This is a genomic window from Methylobacterium gregans, from assembly GCF_022179245.1.
Classification (GTDB): Bacteria; Pseudomonadota; Alphaproteobacteria; order Rhizobiales; family Beijerinckiaceae; genus Methylobacterium; species Methylobacterium gregans.
Window position 1 is genome coordinate 20,351 of the sequence record NZ_BPQM01000012.1, and the last position, 19,116, is coordinate 39,466.

Here is a 19,116-nt window from a genome sequence, read left to right on the forward strand (position 1 = left end):
GGCCACCTCCACCGTGCGCCGGTCCCGGCGCGGGAAGCCTGGCCCGGGGCGGATCGACCGACCTTGATCCAGCGCAAGCCCGCCGGTGCCGCTCCGCGGGCCTTACGGAAGGTCCGGGGCCGTCGATGCGTCGTGCGCGCGCCCGTCACCGGTGCCGCCGAGCGCGCGCATGGCGTTGAGGATCACGGCGACGTCGATGGCTTCCTGAAGGAGCGCTCCCTGCAGAGGTGAGAGGTATCCCAGGGCCGCCGCGACCATGCCGGCCAGCGAGAGGCCGAGACCGACCCACACACTCTGGAGCGCGATGGCGCGGGCCCGTTTGGCGATGCGGATGGCCCGTGGCAGGGGCGCCAGGCTGTCGACCAGCAGGACGATGTCGGCCGCCTCGGCAGCCGCCGCCGCGCCCCGGGCTCCGAGTGCCACGCCGAGATCGGCGGCCGCCAGGGCGGGCGCGTCGTTGACCCCGTCGCCGACCATCATCACCGGTCCGTTCCGTCGCTCGGCTGCGACGGTCTCGGTCTTGGCCACAGGGTCGAGGTCGGCGACGACCGCGTCGACCGGCAGCCCGGCGACGAGCGCCTCCGCGACGGCCTGTCGGTCCCCGGTCGCGAGCACCACACGCTCGATGCCGCACGCGCGCAGTTCCAGGAGCGCGTTGCCGCCGTCCGCCCGCAGCGGATCGGCGAACGCCAACACGGCGGCCGGGGCGCCGTCGATGGCAATCAGCACCGTCGACGTGACCGCTAAGATGCTTCCTGGCTCGGCCGGTGCCGGGAAGCCGATTCCATGCATTTGCATGAGATGCGGCCCCCCGACGGCAACCGAGCGCCCCTCCACCGAGCCGGACACGCCTTCCCCGGGCATTTCCTCGACGCCCTCGGGTTGCGCAAGTGGCAGGCCGCGCCGGGCCGCCTCCTCGATCAGGGCCCCGGCCAGCGGGTGGCCGGAGGCCTGTTCGAGGGACGCCGCGAGCCTCAGGACCTCGCCTTCGTCGCGGGCGCCGAGGATGCGCGCGGAGGTCAACCGGGCGTTCCCGTGGGTGAGCGTGCCGGTCTTGTCGACCACCAGCACGCGGACCTTGGCCAACATCTCAAGGGCGCCGCCACCCTTGATCAGCACGCCGATGCCGGCCGCGCGCGAGAGGCCGGAGACGAGGGCGACAGGGACCGCCAGGATCAGCGGGCATGGGGTGGCGACGACCAGCACGGCCAGCGCCCGCAGCGGGTCGCCGGTGGCGAGCCAGGCGCCCCCGGCCAGCAGCAGCGTGAGCACGAGGAAGGCGAGCCCGTACCGGTCCGCCAAGCGGGCCATCGGCGCCTTCCGGGCCTGCGCCGCCTCGACGAGACGGATGATCCCGGCATACGTGCTCTCGGCCGCGGGCCGATCCGCGACAAGCGTGAACGGCGTGCCCGCGTTCACCGTCCCGCTCAGCACAGGCTCGTTCGCGAGGGCGGTGACGGGCAGCGCCTCGCCGGTCAGGCTCGAACGGTCGAGCACGGCGCGGCCTGCGGCGACCCGCCCGTCGACCGGCACGACGTCGCCGACGCGCACCAGGATGCGGTCCCCCGGGACCAACGCCGCAAGGGGCACCTCCGTCAGAACGCTGCCGTCCTCGCGCATGGTGGTCCGGGGCTGGCGCGCGATCAGCGCCGTCATGGCCCTGCCGGCGCGGCCCGAGGCGTAGGCCTCCAGCGACTGGCCGCCCGCGTACATCAGGGCGATGACGGCGCCGGCCAGCGGCTGCGAAAGGGCGAGCGCACCGCCCATCGAGAGCAGGGCGACGAGGTCGAGGCCGACGTCGCCCTTCGCCAGGCTCGTCACGACCTGGATCATCAGGACACCGAGGACCGCCATCGTCGCGAGGGTCCAGGCCGCCGCGGCGATGTCCGTCCGGCCGGAGGCCTGCGCGGCGACGCCGGCACAGAGACCGGCCAGCGGCAGGACGGCCAACCACCCGCGCAGGCCCGGCAGCCATGCCGCGACCGCCGGTCGTTTCGTCCCGGGCAAGTCCACGGCAGCCGTCGTCATGTCCGTTCCCGTCCGTTCCAACCTCCGAGATGAGGCCGTCACGGCTCGGCGGGCCTTGCGCTGGATCAACACGTCCCGGCGGTTCCTGGGGCCCCGCCCGCCTCCATGGTGCCGGTCTTGACGGGATGGCGGGCCCGACCGCCGAGGCTGCACCGAATCGCGTCGCTACATGATCGGCGAACCCGCGTGCGGCGCTGGGAACCGCGCCACACGCGGCGCGTAAAATCCTCCGCGTCCCGCCCATCATCGGCGAACCGTAGGCGGGAATGCGGAAACCTCAGCACTATGTCGCGGTTGAAGTTCGGGTAGCATGGTGCTACCTCTTGGAGGCTGGATGGCGCCACACAATCCGCTGGAAAAGGTCAGGCGCCTGGCTTGCGAGGAGGAGGGATGCCAGCTCTTCACCCCTGTCCTCGACGAGCTCCGGCGCCGCGACCTGGACTCGGATGATCTCTTCGCGATCATCCAGACCGAGCTCGGGGAGGCCCACTTCACCAAGTCCGAGCAGACCCGGAAGCACCACCCGACCACGGTGTCGGACTACTACTCGATCTGGGTCGATGACTGCTCCGACTGGATGTTCCTGAAGCTGCTCGTCGCCACCGCCAGCGACGGCACCGAGTTCCTGGTCGTCACGTCGTTCAAGAAGGATATCGACCGATGACACTTGAGCCCTGCCAGGCCTGCGAGGAAATCTCGGTCTCGGAGCGCGTCGAGCCGTTCGTCGTCGAGCGGTCCGGGAAGAAGGTCACGTTCGAGGATCGGCGCATGGTGTGCGCCGCCTGCGGCAACGTCAGCTATAGTGGCTCCCAGCTCTCGCAGCACGAGCTCGCGCATGCCGCGGCCGTGCGCGAGTTGGAGGGCCTGCTGTCCGCCGAGGAGCTTTGCGCGATCCGGCTGAAGTACAAGCTCCGCCAGACCGACATGGAGCTGATCCTCTCGACCGGCCCGAAGACCTGGACGCGCTGGGAGCGCGGCAAGGTCCCGCAGAGCAAGGTCGCCGACAGGTTCATCCGCGCGCTGGCGAGCGACCCGTACCTGGCCCGGCGCCAGATGCTCGCCGCCGGGATCAAGAACCCGGAGGCCGAGGAGGTCTTCGCCCAGATCGAGCGCGACGACCGCCGGCGTGCCCATGCCACCTTGCGGGAGAAGCTCTCGCATCGCCCGGACGTGGACCGTGATGGCATCGCCGCGCTTGCCGCGGATGTGGCCTTCGACGCCGTCCACCGGGCCGAGCCTGAGGCCGCCGCCGCATGACTGATGAGCGTCCCACCATGGGCGTGTTGCATCACCTCCCGCCGAGGAAGCCCCTCAGCGGGATGGAGGAGTTCGCACGCGACGTGGGGGAGACCATCGCGGCGCACTTCCGGGAGCAGAACGAGATCCTGCGGGCCGAGCGGCAGGAACAGGACGCCCGGGTCCGGGAACAGGGCGAGCGCCTGCAGCGCCAGGGTGAGATGATCGAGCGCCTCACCAGGGGGGTCGAGCTTCTCGTCACCGAGTTGCACGGGTTGAGGACCGGCAAGGCCGAGGAGGCGTTCGCCCGGGTCGCCGGCAGCGGCGCGTCGCCCGACCTGCCGACCGTCTCGGCCGAGGCGGCGGTGATCTACACCTGCACCGCGGCGAGCATCGGCAGGCAACTCGGGTTCCGCGCCAGCGAGATCGGCGTGCTCCTCGGCGCGAAGGGGCTGCGCTGGGCGGGCGACGGCGCCTACCAGGAACTCGGGCGCGACGTCGGGCCCAACCACACCAAGTTCTGGCACCGGGAGGTGCCGGAAAGGTTGCGCCGCGTGCTGGACGAGAACAACCCGGCCCGGCACGGGATCACCGACAAGTCCGCCCTGGCGGTCTTCCGGAAGTGGAAGGCCCGTCAGGCTCCGAACCTGCTCGACGGCATCGGTCCCGCCCCGGAGCGCGTCTGAGCGTTCTCGCCGGAGGACCGATAGGCGGCGGACCGGGCCCTGGGCCCCCGGGGCGAATGAACAGCATCGCGACGTCAGGACATCGGTCGAGCACGCATCACCAGTGACGTCCGCCGCGTCAGGGTCTCCGCGGGAACCTCGCGGCAGGCGGGGGACCAGGAGGCGGCAGGTTCCTAACCGAGGCCGCTGCCTCAAGCGCGGCTATGGCTTCGGCAAGGGCGCTGCGCAGACGACCGACCATCGTCCGGGCATGTTCGTAGGGAGGGTGGTCGTCCTCCATTCGGAGCAGGAGTTGTTCGACCGCATGACAGGCGCCGCCAGGGGTCTCCGCGAAGCGCGCCGGGATCATGGAAGCGCCGTGGCCTGTGAGATCTTCCGACCTTGATGTCCCGCTCGGACAGGAGGGGCGGCTCGGCATCGTGTCCTGGACTGTGAGGGCAAATGAGATCCATGCCTCGGTGTCGCCCGCGCTGGGGTGTCTTAAGGCGGCATCGGAACCGACCGCTTCGAGGAAGGCCGCCGGGTCGATCAACTCGGACGTCCGGAGCGTCTCGGCGGCCCACACGCGGTGATCCGGATGCTGGCTATCGGACGTATCGACGTTCAGGGCCAGGAATGCGGCATCCGAGACCGCGCCACGTATGATGCCGGTGCGGACGGACAGCGGTGCTTCCTCGCAGGCGTCACACATCACTCTGAGCGCATCACATTCGCATACGTCGACGAGAGCCGCCGCAGCGCCGAATAGCTTGTCCCAGGACGCGCTGACCTGCGCGTCGGCGATTGGCTTGCGCCGGATCTTCTCAACGATGCGATAGGCGGCCTCCGCGGCCGGCAGGATGCGTTCAAGGCACCTGACCTCGGCCAGGGAAGGACCAAGGGAAGCGGTCTCCGCCAGATTTGCGAAGTAAGTCTGGCTCGTGGACATGCGCGTTCAGGCCCCGCTTATCTTCTGCGCGGGATTCTACAGATTCGCGACGGGAAACGGACCTTGGAGCGGTCGCGTGATCACCGAACGGGCCTCCTTGCCTGGGGAGCGGCCGTTTGAGGAGCGGAAGGCGGCCGCGGTCGTCCAGGCAGTCTGTGTCTTGTCATGTCGACGTAGCCGGGAAGACCGATCAGGAGATCGGACCAATATCGAAGTGGCCAGGTCTGTTCGGGGAGGTTGAGCAGGATGACCGAGCGCGGCTTCAGCAGGTCGACCCCGATCAGACGCGGCAGGTCGCTCCGCGAGCAGGTCAAGCCCACCATCGAGTTCCGGTCTGGAAGGAGAAGAGAGAGGAAGGTGGCCAACTCGACCCCGTTCGCCGTGGTGCTCACCCGTGAAAGCGTCCGGCCGGCGGCGCCGCGTCCATTCGTGAAGCGTTCGCGTCCGTCGATGTCCCAGGCAGCGCGGACCACGGGCGACAGCACGCCTCCCCGTTTCCCGGGGCGATGCCAGAACGCGTAGAAGCACCAACTTCCGAAGACGGCCTTCCTTACGGCACCTCTAACGGGATGCTCCTCTTCATGCTGGAGCAGGAGTCCGAATTGTTGTCCGGGGTCCTTCGTGACCTTCCTGTACAGGCTGGCGACGCAAAGACCGCCGGCGCTTTCCGGTTTCGCCTGCACGATGGCGAGCTTGCAGGTCTCGGCGTCCAGGGGAACCACGAAGGCGAAGTCGCCGCCGATTTCCGGCTCTGCTTTCTCTGACGCGAGGTCAGCCCAGAACAAGGCCGTATCCGAAACGTCGTCGGAGCCTGCATCGAGGGCCTGATAGGTCCAGAGCGTGGACGAGAGATGGGCGAAGAGGCCGGCGTTATGCGCAACCTCGAACAGGGATTGCCGTCCCATGGTGACCAAGAGGTCGTTCACGGCCCTGGCCGTGGCACCATGGAAGATTGCACGCGCGCGGCGCGTCTGGTTCGTACCTGTGTACGCCTCGGGTCTTGAAAGGGCTTGCAGCCAAGCCAGGGGGTCAGGTCTCGCGCCGAGCTCGGCGGAGGCCGTATCTGTCAGAAGCCCCGTCGGGAACGTGAGCCGTCGGGCGAGCTCGTCGGTACGCGCCCGCGCGATCCAAGCCGGCAGGCCGCTGTCGGGGTGCCGGGCGACCTCCGCCTCGAACGCCTCCATCAGCTTCAAGAGGTCTTGGCTGAGCGCCGGCGGCTGTTCCTCGACGGTCGACTCGGGGGTCGTCACGGCAAACCCATGCGAAGGTAGGACCGGTCGCCGTTTTCCACAGCGACAGTCTGCGGGGACAAATCGGGGACAAATCGATTTTTCGCGCACGACAACCCGTTGAAAAAACTCGCGTTTTTCGGGTTGTGTGTAGATGGCGGAGACGGAGGGATTCGAACCCTCGATACCCTTTTTAGGGGTATGCTCATTTAGCAAACGAGTGCCTTCAGCCTCTCGGCCACGTCTCCGGCGCTGATGGCTCTACGGGTTCGCTTGCCGTCGGTCAACCCGGGTCTTGCGGTGGGAGAACCGCACCGGCGCGGCGGCGGCGCTCGTAGTGTTTGGCGATGCGCAGATGGCGCGAGATCGCGTAGTTCATCGCCGTCAGAAAGCCGTAGGTGCCGCGCGCGAAATGGCGGCGGCCGAGATAGGCCTTCAGGAAGTTGCCCGGCAGCTCGACGAAGACCCGCCAGGACGGGATCGTCACGCCGCGGGCCTCGAGATCGTCGGCCTGCTGGTCGGAGTAACGGTTGAGCTTGATCAACTGGTCGCCGAGCGAGCGCACCGAGAAGTGGTGGACCCGCTCCCGCAGCAGTCCCGGCTCGATGCCCGGCTTCAGCTCGACCCGGTCGTGGACGGGGGAGGGGGAGTAGCGTCCGGCGTCCAGCCGATAGAGACGCACCGGCGTCAGGGTGTAGGCCCAGCGATGGGGCTTCGTCTCGCCCGGGAAGATCTCCGCGATCGCGAAGCGCCAGGCCGAGCGTGCCGGCTCGCCCCGCGCGAAGAGCGCCCGGATCTCGGCGGCAAGCTCGCGCGGCACCACCTCGTCGGCGTCGAGGTTGAGGAGCCAGGGGTGGCGGCACTGTTCCTCGGCGAAGCGCTTCTGCGGGCCGTAGCCGGGCCAGGGATTGTGGATCACCCGCGCGCCCAGGCTCTCGGCCAAGCCTTGGGTCCCGTCCGTCGAGCCCGAATCCACCACCACGAGGTCGTCCGTCAGGTCGCGCACCGCTCGGATCACCGCGCCGATCCGGTCGGCCTCGTTCTGGGCGATGATGAAGACGGAGATGGGCAGCGGGGCGGATTCGGGCATGCCCTCCGCCCTAGCGGCGCCCCTGCGGACGGGCAAGCGCCGTCGCGGCGGTCCTCAGGCTGCCGCGGCCTCGGGCAGGCGCTTGCGCTGCACCTTGCCGTTCGGGGTGCGGGGGAGGGTGTCGAGGAAGCGGATCTCGCGCGGGCACTTGTAGGCGGCCAGCCGCTCCCGGCACCATTCCAGCAGCGCCTCGGCGTCCGGCGCGGTGCCCGGCTGCAGCACCACGAAGCCGCAGACCACCGAGACGTCGGCCCGCACGCGCAGTTCCGCCACCCCGACCTCGGCGACGCTCGGATGCTCGGCGAGCACGCCCTCGACCTCGTTCGGGGAGACCCGGTAGCCCATCGCGTTCATCAGGTCGTCGGCCCGGCCCTCGAACCAGAGGTAGCCCGCCTCGTCGAGCCGGGCGAGGTCGCCGCCGCAGAACCAGTCGCCGCGAAACACCTGGGCCTCCTCGTCGGGCCGGTTCCAGTAGCCGAGCATCAGTCCCGGCTCGGAGCGGTGGACGGCAAGCAGTCCCGTCTCGCCTGGCGGAAGCGGCTCTGGCGCGCCTTCGCGGGGCAGGATCGCCACCTGCCGTCCCGGCTGGGGCCGTCCCGGCGAGCCCGGCCGCACGGGCGTCGTAGGCCCGCTGGAGATGTAGGTCGAGACCTCGCTCATCCCGAGCGCCTCGTAGAGCGGCTTGCCGGTCGCGGTCTCCCACGCCTCGAGCAGGTCGGTGGGCAGAGCCTCGCCGGCGGTGCAGCCGTGGCGCAGGCGGCCGAGGTCGTGGCCTCGCAGGTCCCCGTATTTCAGGATCTGCCGGTAGAGGCTCGGCACCGCGGCGAAGATCGTCGCGCCGTGTTCGGCGATCAGGCGGGGCCAGACGGCCGGGTCGCGCGGCCCGTTATAGAGCACCGAGGTGGCCCCGACCGCCCAGGGGTCGGTGATGCCGACGCCGAGCGTGTAGGTCCAGTTCATGGTTCCGGCATGCAGCATCACGTCGGTCTCGGAGAGGCCGAGCCAGTGCGCCAGCATCGGCCGGCGGCCCCAGATGGTGCGGTGGGCGTGCAGCACGCCCTTCGGCCGGCTCGTCGTGCCGGAGGTGTAGACGAGGGTGGCCGGATCGTCGGCGGCGGTGTCGGCGTAGTCGGCGAGCGGCGGGTGCTCCTTGAGCCGGGCGATGTCCTCCGGTCCGAGCACCAAGCGGTCGCCGCGATCGGCGGGCTCGATCCGGCAGTCGCCCGCCAGCGCAACTGCGCGGGCGCCGGAATTCTCCATCAGGAAGGCGGCCTCGGCGGGGGTGAGCTGCGGCGAGGAGGGCAGCGCCACCAGCCCGGCGGCGAGCGCGCCGAAATAGACCAGCACGTAGTCGGCCTCGTTTCCCATGCGGATCATCACCCGGTCGCCGGGCGCGAGCCCGAGTTCGAGGAGGCCCGCCGCGATGCCGCGCACCGCCCGGTCGGCCTCGCCGTAGCTGAGGCGGGTGGTCTCACCATTGCCGCCCACCATGACGAGCGCCGTCTTGTCCGGTCGCGCCGCCGCATGTGCGCCCAGGCAGTAGCGGGCGGCATTGAAGCGGGCAGGGGGGTGACGGTCGGACAAGGGGGCGCTCTCCCGGACGCGTGTTTTGTCCGGGTGTCGGACATGGGCGCGGGGGCGTCAACGGGGATGGGTCATCGGCCCGGTTCAGGGACGGCCGAACGGAGTGGGCGCCCCAGGATCTTGAGAGCATGGCGCCGCAGCATCGGCGAAAGGGCGCTCCGCCCATACCGGTCCGTCCGACGCGACGCGTCGGCGATCGGCTGCCCCGCCTTCTCTCGCGCCGAGGGTGCGGACGCTGCGAGATCCGGAAAGACCGATGCGATGTCGAGGTCGATGAGCCCTGGAGGTGGATGAGGCCAAGTCGTCCCGTGCAGGACGACAGGCTCAAGGTCCGAATCTCGCCTCGCCGGAGCTCGACGAGACGCGCTGGATCCGATCGCGTCGGTTATGCGGCAAGGAACTCAAGTCCCCGCAGACCGCGGGCGTCGTTCGGGTTCGCGTCCCCCTCCCGTTCGAAGGTCCGGTTCGATGTGTCAGCCTGTCGAAGTGACGTAGTCCGGTAGTACAGGCAGCGGCAATGCGGCCGGAGAGCAAGCTGAAGCGCGCCACGTTTCAGATGCGACAACCTCAGCGAGTAGTGTGCCGCGCATACGCATTGTTAATCGCCTGTGCTTACAGCGTATGATTGCGTCTTAATTCTGTTGCAACTTTCAGTGAAATGCGTCGTCCATCCTGCCCTGGCGGTATCAAGGCTTTCCGCACAGCTCAAGGCGGCGCCGCGGCGGTTGAGTTCGCGCTCGTCGCCGTGCCCTTCCTGGCGCTCTGCGCCGGCATCATCCAGGTCGCGTTCCTGATCTGGGCGGCTCAGAATTTCGATCGGTCCGTGCAGGTGGGTGTTCGGACGCTCTTCACCGGACAGTTCCAGCTCTCCAGCGGTGGACAGACCGACGCCGCGACCCTCCTCACCGCCCTGCGATCACGGATGTGTGGTCCCGGATCGGGCAATCTCGTCACGGTGTTCGACTGTTCGGCGGTCAAGATCGACGTCAACACCTCCGGTACCTTCGGAGCGTCGGCGCCATCGACACCTGTCGACCCGCAGACCGGGACGTGGAACGCGAATTTCGGCACGAAATACGTCTGCCCCAAGCCGGGGTCCATCGTGGTCGTCACGGCCGCGGTCAAGATGCCGACGCTCCTCGGCCTGCTCGGTGCCAACTTCCGCACCTTCTCGGACGGGTCGCACCTTCTGATGTCGACCGCCGTCTTCCGCACAGAGCCCTATCAGACGACAGGAACCACGGCATGCGCCAGCTGAAGCTGACCGCTGCCCTGTTGTCGGATCCGACACGCCGCTGCTCGGGCAGCGCCATCACCGAGTTCGCGCTGATCCTGCCGGTTCTGCTGCTGATCTTTGCAGGCGTTACGGAATACGCGCACGCGATCGATCACTGGCGCAAGTTGACGCTGCTCGCCCGCACTGTATCGGATCTGACCGCCCAGGGCGACGTGCAGAACCCGATCGGCAGCCCCCTGATGGACGACATTCTCGCCTCCTCGAACGCGGTGCTGCGCCCATTCGACAGTGCGGGAGCCAGGATCGTCGTGAGCGCGCTGGGCGTGGACCTGACGAAGCTCAACCTGATCCCGAAAGTCTGCTCCAGCATCGCGGGCGCCAACGCGACCGCCCGCGGCCTCGGCGCGGCCAACGACCTGACCGTGCCGGTCGGGTTCCAGACGACGGGCGTGCGCTACATCCTGACGGAGGCCAGCATGGATTACCGGCCGGTGCTCGGCAGCGCGCTCGTCAAGCTCCTTGGCAATTCGCAAGGGACCTTCACCTTCAAGGTCAGCATGCCGTGGCCGGCCCGAGGCGGGAAGAAGTACGGCGCCAACCCCTATACCGAAGTGGTCCTTCCGGGAGGCGCGGAATGCAAGTGATGGCGCGCGCGGCGCTCTCGCGCTTCTGCAGGGGCGAGGGCGGCAACGTGGCGATCCTGTTCGCCTTCCTCAGCCTGCCGCTCCTCGGGTTCACCGGGGCGGCGATCGACTACGGGCTCGCCACCCGTCTCGAAGTGAAGCTGCAGGCCGCCACCGACGCGACGGCCCTCGCTCTCTGTCAGACGCCCCTCACGACCACGACGCCCGCGCTGCAGGTGCAGGCCGGCACGATGATGGCGGGCTACATGGGCGCGACGGTGATTGTGGACAGCCTGGCCGTGACGAGCAATCCGCGGCAGATCACCCTGACCACGCACGCGCCCTCGCCGGTCTTCTTCAGCAAGATCACCGGCACCGCGACAATCCGACCGCGCGCGGTCGCGCGCTGCGCGACCCCGTTGCCGAAGACGTTCGAGATCGCGCTCGTCCTCGACAATACCGGCTCGATGAGCGCCTCGGGCGGTGGGCAGACGAAGATGCAGGCCCTGAAAACGGCCGCCGCGAACTTCGTCGACTACGTATACGGCAACGAATCGTTCTCGTCGGGCACCCGGATCTCCGTCGTGCCCTTCGCGTCCTCCGTCGCTATGCCGGCAAGCTACCGGGCCGCGTCCTGGATCGATCTGGCCGGCAACTCGCCCTATCACTGGACCAACGTCCTGTCGCCGGGCGCGTCCGGCTTCACCAACCGCCTCCAGATCTTCGCGAAACTGCAGAGCGCCTATGCGGGCTGGGGCTGGGCCGGCTGCCTCGAGACCTTGCCGTACCCGCTCAACGTGCAGGACATGACGCCCACATCGAGCGATTCCTACTTTGTACCGATGTTCGCTCCCGACGAGCCCGGCGACGGCAGCTCGACCTATGCCTGTGCCGATGGGAATTGCAGCTTCAACAGCTACATCAGCGACAAGACTGGGGCGCCGAGCTGCGATTCGACGAACAACATGAGTTTCGCACAGCTCGAGGGCCGAGCCTGCAAGTATGTCGCACCGAGCGGTGCCGCGCCGACCAGCGCCAACGCCTGGACCGGGGTGCCGAACGGCCCGAACTTCGGTTGCACGACGCAGCCGCTCCAGACGCTGACCAGCGACACTTCGGCCTTGAAGTCCCTGATCGGCACCATGGCGCCCCTGGGCTCCACCAACATCTACGAAGGTTTCATGTGGGGGTGGCGGACGCTCTCTCCTGTGAGCGTCTTCGCCAGCGGTGCGAACCCTCCCGCCGCATATACGTCGAGTGCAGTCAACAAGATCATCATTCTGATGACGGACGGCGCCAACAGCTGGCCGATGAACGGCAATTCGCCCTACAATCAATCCATGTACTTCCCGGCCGGCTACATCAAGAACGCGGACGGCTCCGGGCCGAACGCACGGCTGCCTCCGGGGAATCGGAACATCGCCAGCGGAGCGAGCGCCCGCAACGCCCTGGACGCCTTGACCGCGCAGGCGTGCGGCAACGCCAAGGCCGCGGGTGTCTCGGTCTACACGATCGGCTTCAGCGTGTCCTCGGATCCGATCGACCAGCAGGGGCTCAACCTGCTCAGCGGCTGCGCCACCGCCTCGAACCAGTTCTTCATCGCCAACGATGCGAGCGGCCTGATCAGCGCCTTCAATCAGATCGCGAGCAGCATCGGCACACTGCGTCTCACGCAATAGGTTGGGTCCGGCCCGGTCGCGGGCTCCGTGACACCTCGGCGCCCGCGGGCCTCTGGCAGGGCGCGCGTCACACGTCGACGCGCAGATGCGGGGATCCCGCGCACGGGTGTTTGGCGCCGCCGCCGATCATCACGGCGTCGGGTCGGACAGCGCCGCGACCGAGGCCGATCTCCGATGACGGCTGGCCTCGATCGCCGGAGCCGAGGGATCCCGCCGCGGTCCGCGCCTCTCCTGATCCGTCGCAATCCTCCAGCGCCTCGTCGCGCGGCGACGCGGGCTCGCCGATGCCCCGGTCCGGCGCCCTCGCCGATTGCGACGGCCAAGCCCTGCCGCGGATGCCCGACACGCCTGGCTGATCGCCCTCGGGCAAGACGGCGCGGTCGAATCCTGACGACCGGCCCGCAACCCTCGTCCGATGCACCGCGTGCCAGGAGCGGTGCGAAGATTCTTTGCTCTGGACATAGATCTCGTCAGTCTACGGATTAAGTCTGATTTCAATCAGAAAAACTGAAGTACCGTGACTAAAACTGCAAGTTGTATAGTGTCGAAATAGCGGAGACGTAAGGGAATCTTATTTTTCCTCTGCGCATTCAGGTAAGAACGTAGACGATGCACCTAGGGCGGAGATCCATGCAGTTTGGAATCAAGGCGCGCCTTTACGGCGGGTTTGCCGCCCTTGTGCTTCTGGCCGGCGGCATGGGGGCGTTCTCCTACGTACAACTCGGCCGCCTGGACGAGCAGTTCACCGGGAAGGACCGGATCGAGCGGATCGCGCGCCAGCTCTACACCGTCAACGGTCTGATCGATCAGTTCATCGCGCAGAGCGGCGAGTACCGCGTGAGCGCGCGGGAGGAGGCCGCCGCGGTCATGCGGGTGAGTATCTCCGAGATGCGCGCGCTGGCGGACGGGCTGTACGAGCAGGCGGTGAGTGCTGAGCGCCGGGTGCTCTACGGTCAGATCCGCGCGCACGCCGACGAGCTGGCGGGGCAATTGCCGAAGCTCGTCGAACTCGGCACCCAGATCCGCGAGAACCGGATGAGCGTCTACACGGGGGGTGAGGAACTGACCCGGGCGGCGGCGGCCCTCGCGGCGCAGCTGCGCACGGGGGGCGACGAGGCGGTTCTCGGCCCCGCGGCTGAGGTCGAGCGCACCGTGCTGCTGTTCCGTGTGATGAACTGGCGCTTCCTCGCCACCAGGGATCCGAAGGGCCGGGCGCTCTCCGCCACGGCCTTCACGAACGCGGAGGCCGCTGCGGCCAAGCTCCGGGCCCTGCCCCTGAGCACGGCCCAGCGGCAGGGGGTGAGGGCCGTCGAGGAGGCCCTGGTCACCCTCAATGCGAGCTTCAAGGCGACATCGGCCGCGATGGTGGAGAGCGAGGCGGTCTTCGAGGACAGCATCAAGGTCAAGGCTGCCGCGATCAGCCAGACGGGTCTGGTCGCTCGTGCGAACCTCGAGACATCCCTGGCGGAGATCGTCGCCCGCAGCACCGATACGATGCGGACCGCGCGCAACGTCCAATTCGGGCTGCTCGGCCTGATCCTCGTCCTCGGCGCGGCGCTGGCCGTCCTGATCGCCCGCAGCATCATTCGGCCGATCTCGGGCATGACCGGGGCGATGAGCCGCCTCGCCGCGGGCGAGACCGCTGTGGCGATCCCGTCGCGGGACGCGACTGACGAGATCGGCCGGATGGCGCAGGCCGTGGAGGTGTTCCGGCAGAACGCGATCACCCGTCAGCAGCTTGAGGCCGAGCAGGTGGCCGAGCAGGGCGCCCGGCAGCGCCGCGCCGACCGGGTCGACGAACTCGTGCGGGGCTTCCAGCAACGGGTGGCGGGCTCGCTCGAGATCGTCACCGCGGCCTCCACCGAACTCGATGCCACGGCCCGCGCGATGAACGCGGTCGCGGGCACCACCAACGGCCAGGCGGTCGCCTCGAGTGCGGCCGCGGAGCAGACCTCCGCCAACGTCCAGACCGTCGCGGCGGCCGCGGAGGAGATGGTCTCCTCGCTGCAGGAGATCGAGCGTCAGGTCGTCCACTCGCGGGAGGTCGCCGCCCACGCCGTGCGGGAGGCGGAGGCCACGAACGGCGCCATGGCGAGCCTGGGCGCCGCCGCGAGCCAGATCGGCGCGGCGGTGACGACGATCTCGGCCATCGCCAGCCAGACGAACCTGCTGGCCCTGAACGCCACGATCGAGGCGGCCCGCGCGGGGGAAGCCGGCCGCGGCTTCGCGGTTGTGGCCAGCGAGGTGAAGGAGCTCGCCTCCCAGACCGGGCGCGCGACCGAGGAGATCGGCGGCCAGATCGCCGCGATCCAGACCGGCACCAAGCGTGCGGGCCTCGCCATCCGGCAGATCGGGCAGACGATCGCGAGGATGAACGAGATCAGCGGCATGATCGCCGCCACGGTGGTTGAGCAGACGGCCGCCACCAGCGAGATCTCGCGCAACGCCGCCGAGGCCGCCCGCGGCACGCAGGACGTCTCGGAGAACGTCGCCCGCGTGCTGGCCTCCGCGGACGAGACCGGTGGCGCCGCCGCGCAGGTCCAGACCGCGGCCACGGAACTCGCGCGCCAGTCGCTCGCGGTCAAGCACGAAGTCGACGGCTTCCTCGGCGCGATCCGGGCGGCCTGAAATCTAAAAGCGCGGCGGATCAGCTCCGCCGCATTCCGCGCTCCTGCTCCTCCAGGCCCTTGAGCACCTTGTCGAGGGTCATCGGATAATCGCGGATCCGCAGGCCCGTGGCGTTGTGGATCGCGTTGGCGAGCGCCGCGCCCGCGCCGCAGATGCCGAGCTCGCCGAGCCCCTTGCTCTTCAGCGGGTTCGCCTTGTCGTCGAGCTCGGGCAGGAAGACCGCGTCGATTGCCGGAATGTCGGCGTGGACCGGCACGTGGTACTCGGCGAGATCCCGGTTCATGAAGGTACCGGAGCGCGGATCCATCACCGCGTCCTCCATCAGCGCGGCGCCGACCCCGAAGGTCATGCCGCCGATGGCCTGGGAGCGGGCGGTCTTGGCGTTGAGGATGCGCCCGCCCGTGAATACGCCGAGCATCCGCCGCAGCCGGATCTCGCCGGTGTCGCGGTCGACGCCGACCTCGGCGAAATGCGCGCCGAACGAGTAGTGCGAGAAGGCCTCCTTCAGGCGGCCCGGCTTGATCTCGCCCTTGGCCTCGAGCCCGTCGGGCCCCGCGAGATCGGCCAGCGTCTCGGAGCGGTTGCCCGAGGCGGCGCGGCCCTCGCGGAACGCCGCCCCTTCCGGGTTCATGCCGGCCTTCTGCAGGAGCGCCTGCCGGAGGTTGTCGCAGGCGACGTAGAGCGCCGAGCCCGCCGAGCCCGCACCCCACGATCCGCCCGAGCCCGCGGCCGCCGGGTAGGCCGTGTCGCCGATCTCGACGCGGATCTTCTCGACGGGCAGCCCCATCATCTCGCCCGCGATCTGGGCGAGGATCGTGTAGGTCCCGGTGCCGATATCGGTCATCGCCATGCGGACGGTGAGCGTGCCGTCCGGGTTCAGCCGCACCAGCGCGGACGAGGGCATCAGCGGGTTGAGCCGGGCGGCGGCCGACATGCCGAGCCCGACCATCCAGCGCCCCTCGCGCCGGGTGCCCGCCGCCCGCCGCTTCTCCCAGCCGAACAGGCGCGCGCCCTCGCGCATGCAGGGCACGAGCTGGCGCACCGTGAAGGGCACCTGCTTCTCGGGGTCCTGCTCGGGCTCGTTGCGCACGCGCAGCTCGATCGGATCGAGGTTCAGCCGCTCGGCGAGTTCGTCCATCGCGCACTCGAAGGCGAGCTGGCCCACCGCCTCGCCGGGCGCGCGCATCGCGGAGGTCACCGGCACGTTGAGGTTCGCGATGCGGTGGCGGGTGATACGGTTCGGGGCCGCGTAGAGCGAGCGGGTGACGTTGGCCGAGGTCTCGAAGAACTGGTCGCCGGGCGTCGCGTCCGACCACGATTCGTGCGCGATCGCGGTCAGGCGGCCGGTCTCGTCGGCGCCGAGGCGCACGCGCTGGATCGTGCCGGTGCGGTGGGTGGCGACGTGGAATTCCTGCTGGCGCGTCATCGCCACCTTCACCGGGCGGTTGACCACCCGGGCGGCGAGCGCGGCGAGGATCGCCTCGGGCTGCGGCTGGAGCTTCGAGCCGAAGCCGCCGCCGATGTAGCGGCTCACAAGCCGCACCTTGTCCTCGGGGACCGCCAGCACGGCGGCGATGGACTTCTGGCCGCGGTTCAGCATCTGGTTCGCGGTGTGGAGCACGAGCCGGTCGCCGCGCCACTCGGCGATGGTGGCATGAGGCTCCATCTGAGCGTGGATCTGGGGCGGCGTGGTGTACTCCACGTCGAGCTTCACCGGCGCCGCGGCGAACGCGCCCTCGAAATCGCCGAGTGCGCTGTCGGGGTCGGTCTGGGCGGGCTTGGGCTTGAAGGTCTCGGGGAGCGCGTCGCGCAGCGAGGCCTTCGGGGTCGCGGTGTCGTACTGCACGGTGATCAGCGCCGCCGCGGCGCGGGCCTGCTCGAAGGTCTCGGCCACCACGAAGGCGATCGGCTGGTCGAAATGGCGGATCTCGGTGCCCTGAAGCTGGGGCGAGACCTGCTCCTTCTTCTCACCCTGGGGCGGTACGGTCTCGTGCGTCATCACGTAGAGGACGCCCGGCGCGCGCCGGGCCGCGCCGACCTGCATGGCGCGGATCCGCCCGCTCGCGATGCCCGCGCCCAGGATGAAGCCGTAGGCCGGATCCTTCGGCTCGCGCACCTCGTAGGCGTAGGGCGCCCGGCCCGTGACCTTGAGGCGGCCCTCGTAGCGGTCGATGGGCTTGCCGACGAGCCCGTCGGGGCGTGCGTCGAGCGGCGTGGTGCCGACCGGCTGGTTCATCTCCATGGGGAAGCCTCAGGCCATCTCGGTCAACACGGCGCGCAGCGTCCGGCGCGTCAGCGGGATCTTGAAGTCGTTGGAGCCGTAGCCCCGCGCGCCCTCCAGCACCCGGTCGGCGGAGGCGTCCGCCGAGCCGGTCTCGACGAGCGCGGTCTCGGCCGCCTCGACCCGCCACGGCTTGTGGGCGAGGCCCCCGAAGGCGAGGCGCGCGGCTCTCGGCTTGCCGTCCTCGCCCCGCGCGATGATGGCGGCGACCGACACGGTGGCGAAGGCGTAGGAGGCCCGGTCGCGCACCTTGCGGTAGACGTGGGTCCCGGCGACGGGCTTCGGCAGGCTCACCGCGGTGATGATCTCGCCGGGCTTCAACGCGGTCTCGATCTCGGGGCGGTCGCCGGGCAGCCGGTGGAACTCCGCGATCGGGATGGTTCGCGCCGCGCCCCCCGCATCCAGGGTCTCGACGGTGGCGTCGAGCGCCCGCAGCGCGACGTTCATGTCCGAGGGGTTGGTGGCGATGCAGGATTCGGAGGTGCCCAGCACCGCCATGATCCGGTTGAACCCGCCGATCGCCGAGCAGCCGGAGCCGGGCTCGCGCTTGTTGCAGGGTTTCGTCGTGTCGTAGAAATAGTAGCAGCGCGTGCGCTGAAGCAGGTTGCCTGCGGTGGTGGCCTTGTTGCGCAGCTGGCCCGAGGCGCCCGCCAGCAGGGCCTTGGCCAGCACGCCGTAATCCCGGCGCACCCGCGGATGGGCCGCGAGCTCGGCGTTGCGCACCAGCGCGCCGACGCGCAGGCCCCCGCCCTCCGTCTCCGCGACCTGATCGAGGGGCAGGCGGTTCACGTCGATGAGCGTGCGCGGCGTCTCGATCTGCAGCTTCATCAGGTCGAGGAGGTTGGTGCCGCCCGCGATGAACTTCGCGCCCGGACGCTCGGCCACGAGTTGGGCGGCCTCCTGCACCGTTTTCGGCCGCTCGTACGAAAAGGCTTTCATGGCGCGCCCCTCAGGCTTTGCGGCCGGCGGCGTCCTTGATCGCCGCGACGATGTTCGGATAGGCGCTGCAGCGGCAGAGATTGCCGCTCATCCGCTCGCGGATCTCGTCCTCGGTGAGTTCGGCCGCCGCGGTGATGTCGGCGCTGGCGTGGCTCGGCCAGCCGGCCTTGACCTCGGCGAGCATGCCCGCCGCCGAGCAGATCTGCCCGGGCGTGCAGTAGCCGCACTGGAAGCCGTCATGCTCCAGGAAGGCGGCCTGGAGCGGGTGGAGCGTGTCGCCGTCCGCCAGCCCCTCGATGGTGGTGACGGCATCGCCCTCGTGCATCGCCGCGAGGGTGAGGCAGGCATTGATGCGCGTGCCGTTCACCAGCACCGTGCAGGCGCCGCACTGGCCGTGGTCGCAGCCCTTCTTCGTGCCGGTGAGGTCGAGATGCTCGCGCAGCGCGTCGAGAAGGGTCGTGCGGCTGTCGAGCGTGAGGTCGCGCGCCGTGCCGTTGATCGAGAGGCGCACCGGCAGCATCTGCGGGTCGGGATCGCCCGCCGCCTCCGCCGCCACCGGGCGGCCCGGCCACCCGAAACCCGCCGCGCCGAAGGCCGCCGCGCAGCCCTGCATCGCCGTGCGCCGCGTCAGCCTGGACGCGCCGTGCTCGTTCGTGTCGGTCATGCGACTCATCCCGCGCCGGCCCCGGGGGCCGGTCCCGGCGCGGAGCGTGTGAGGGCCCGCGCGCTGCAATCCGTGCGAGCTGGGAACGCGGGGTTTGCAGGTTGGATCCGCTCCAGACTGCGCCGTATCGGCGCGGGGTCGCGCGCCGATCCTGCTTCCCGTGCGATCAGCGAGAGTATGAAGGGAAACCGCGCGAGCGGGCCCCGCACGCAACCGCGCGGCCGACCGCGCCGTTAACCCGCCCGAAGCCCGGCGGCGCTGAGCCCCGGATGCGGCGGCCACGC

Annotated in this window: 16 protein-coding genes and 1 tRNA gene; 7 read left to right on the plus strand and 10 right to left on the minus strand. The window is 69.5% G+C overall.

The annotated features are described in order from the left end of the window. Nucleotides 1-102: 102 nt before the first annotated feature. A complete protein-coding gene (locus MFF54_RS03070; protein ID WP_238301182.1) occupies nucleotides 103-2,028 on the minus strand; it encodes a heavy metal translocating P-type ATPase in 1,926 nt (641 codons plus the stop codon). Nucleotides 2,029-2,362: 334 nt separating this feature from the next. On the opposite strand from MFF54_RS03070, the gene MFF54_RS03075 reads away from it, so the two are divergent. From MFF54_RS03075 to MFF54_RS03085, 3 genes are all read left to right on the plus strand, one after another. Next, on the plus strand, nucleotides 2,363-2,692 hold the full coding sequence (locus MFF54_RS03075; protein WP_238301183.1) for a type II toxin-antitoxin system MqsR family toxin: 330 nt from the start codon (nucleotides 2,363-2,365) through the stop codon (nucleotides 2,690-2,692). Next, the gene (locus MFF54_RS03080; RefSeq protein ID WP_238301184.1) at nucleotides 2,689-3,285 is read left to right on the plus strand and encodes a type II TA system antitoxin MqsA family protein; all 597 of its coding nucleotides are present in this window, start codon (nucleotides 2,689-2,691) and stop codon (nucleotides 3,283-3,285) included. The genes MFF54_RS03075 and MFF54_RS03080 overlap by 4 nt, the downstream gene beginning before the upstream one ends. A gap of 62 nt (nucleotides 3,286-3,347) precedes the next feature. Next, nucleotides 3,348-3,950, plus strand: coding sequence for a hypothetical protein (locus tag MFF54_RS03085; RefSeq protein ID WP_238301185.1), 603 nt, complete (start codon nucleotides 3,348-3,350; stop codon nucleotides 3,948-3,950). A gap of 118 nt (nucleotides 3,951-4,068) precedes the next feature. Here MFF54_RS03085 and MFF54_RS03090 read toward each other — a convergent pair whose 3' ends face one another. From MFF54_RS03090 to MFF54_RS03110, 5 genes are all read right to left on the minus strand, one after another. Further along, the gene (locus MFF54_RS03090; protein WP_238301186.1) at nucleotides 4,069-4,878 is read right to left on the minus strand and encodes a hypothetical protein; all 810 of its coding nucleotides are present in this window, start codon (nucleotides 4,876-4,878) and stop codon (nucleotides 4,069-4,071) included. Nucleotides 4,879-4,958: 80 nt separating this feature from the next. Continuing rightward, nucleotides 4,959-6,128, minus strand: a complete 1,170-nt coding sequence (locus tag MFF54_RS03095; protein ID WP_238301187.1) for a hypothetical protein — start codon at nucleotides 6,126-6,128, stop codon at nucleotides 4,959-4,961. Between the two features lie 134 nt (nucleotides 6,129-6,262). After that, nucleotides 6,263-6,355, minus strand: a tRNA-Ser gene (locus MFF54_RS03100). 35 nt (nucleotides 6,356-6,390) lie between these two features. Further along, complete coding sequence (locus MFF54_RS03105) at nucleotides 6,391-7,197, minus strand: glycosyltransferase family 2 protein (RefSeq protein ID WP_238301188.1); 807 nt, start codon at nucleotides 7,195-7,197, stop codon at nucleotides 6,391-6,393. A gap of 54 nt (nucleotides 7,198-7,251) precedes the next feature. Continuing rightward, the gene (locus tag MFF54_RS03110; RefSeq protein ID WP_238301189.1) at nucleotides 7,252-8,781 is read right to left on the minus strand and encodes a class I adenylate-forming enzyme family protein; all 1,530 of its coding nucleotides are present in this window, start codon (nucleotides 8,779-8,781) and stop codon (nucleotides 7,252-7,254) included. Nucleotides 8,782-9,439: 658 nt separating this feature from the next. On the opposite strand from MFF54_RS03110, the gene MFF54_RS03115 reads away from it, so the two are divergent. The 3 genes from MFF54_RS03115 to MFF54_RS03125 are packed head-to-tail and all read left to right on the plus strand — an operon-like array spanning nucleotide 9,440 to nucleotide 12,320. Then, the gene (locus tag MFF54_RS03115; protein ID WP_238301190.1) at nucleotides 9,440-10,039 is read left to right on the plus strand and encodes a TadE/TadG family type IV pilus assembly protein; all 600 of its coding nucleotides are present in this window, start codon (nucleotides 9,440-9,442) and stop codon (nucleotides 10,037-10,039) included. Further along, the gene (locus MFF54_RS03120; protein WP_238301191.1) at nucleotides 10,027-10,662 is read left to right on the plus strand and encodes a TadE/TadG family type IV pilus assembly protein; all 636 of its coding nucleotides are present in this window, start codon (nucleotides 10,027-10,029) and stop codon (nucleotides 10,660-10,662) included. The genes MFF54_RS03115 and MFF54_RS03120 overlap by 13 nt, the downstream gene beginning before the upstream one ends. Continuing rightward, nucleotides 10,662-12,320: a pilus assembly protein TadG-related protein gene (locus MFF54_RS03125; protein ID WP_238301192.1), complete on the plus strand. Its 1,659-nt coding sequence runs from the start codon at nucleotides 10,662-10,664 to the stop codon at nucleotides 12,318-12,320. The genes MFF54_RS03120 and MFF54_RS03125 overlap by 1 nt, the downstream gene beginning before the upstream one ends. A 67-nt stretch (nucleotides 12,321-12,387) precedes the next feature. On the opposite strand, the gene MFF54_RS03130 is transcribed toward MFF54_RS03125, so the two are convergent. Continuing rightward, nucleotides 12,388-12,690: a hypothetical protein gene (locus MFF54_RS03130; protein ID WP_238301193.1), complete on the minus strand. Its 303-nt coding sequence runs from the start codon at nucleotides 12,688-12,690 to the stop codon at nucleotides 12,388-12,390. 260 nt (nucleotides 12,691-12,950) lie between these two features. On the opposite strand from MFF54_RS03130, the gene MFF54_RS03135 reads away from it, so the two are divergent. Then, the gene (locus MFF54_RS03135; protein ID WP_238301194.1) at nucleotides 12,951-14,948 is read left to right on the plus strand and encodes a methyl-accepting chemotaxis protein; all 1,998 of its coding nucleotides are present in this window, start codon (nucleotides 12,951-12,953) and stop codon (nucleotides 14,946-14,948) included. A gap of 19 nt (nucleotides 14,949-14,967) precedes the next feature. On the opposite strand, the gene MFF54_RS03140 is transcribed toward MFF54_RS03135, so the two are convergent. Genes MFF54_RS03140 through MFF54_RS03150 form a run of 3 tightly spaced genes read right to left on the minus strand, consistent with a single transcriptional unit; the run spans nucleotide 14,968 to nucleotide 18,832 of the window. After that, nucleotides 14,968-17,190, minus strand: a complete 2,223-nt coding sequence (locus MFF54_RS03140; protein ID WP_238301195.1) for a xanthine dehydrogenase family protein molybdopterin-binding subunit — start codon at nucleotides 17,188-17,190, stop codon at nucleotides 14,968-14,970. Nucleotides 17,191-17,199: 9 nt separating this feature from the next. Continuing rightward, a complete protein-coding gene (locus tag MFF54_RS03145; RefSeq protein WP_238301196.1) occupies nucleotides 17,200-18,168 on the minus strand; it encodes an FAD binding domain-containing protein in 969 nt (322 codons plus the stop codon). Nucleotides 18,169-18,178: 10 nt separating this feature from the next. Next, nucleotides 18,179-18,832, minus strand: coding sequence for a 2Fe-2S iron-sulfur cluster-binding protein (locus tag MFF54_RS03150; protein ID WP_370880319.1), 654 nt, complete (start codon nucleotides 18,830-18,832; stop codon nucleotides 18,179-18,181). Nucleotides 18,833-19,116 lie beyond the last annotated feature (284 nt).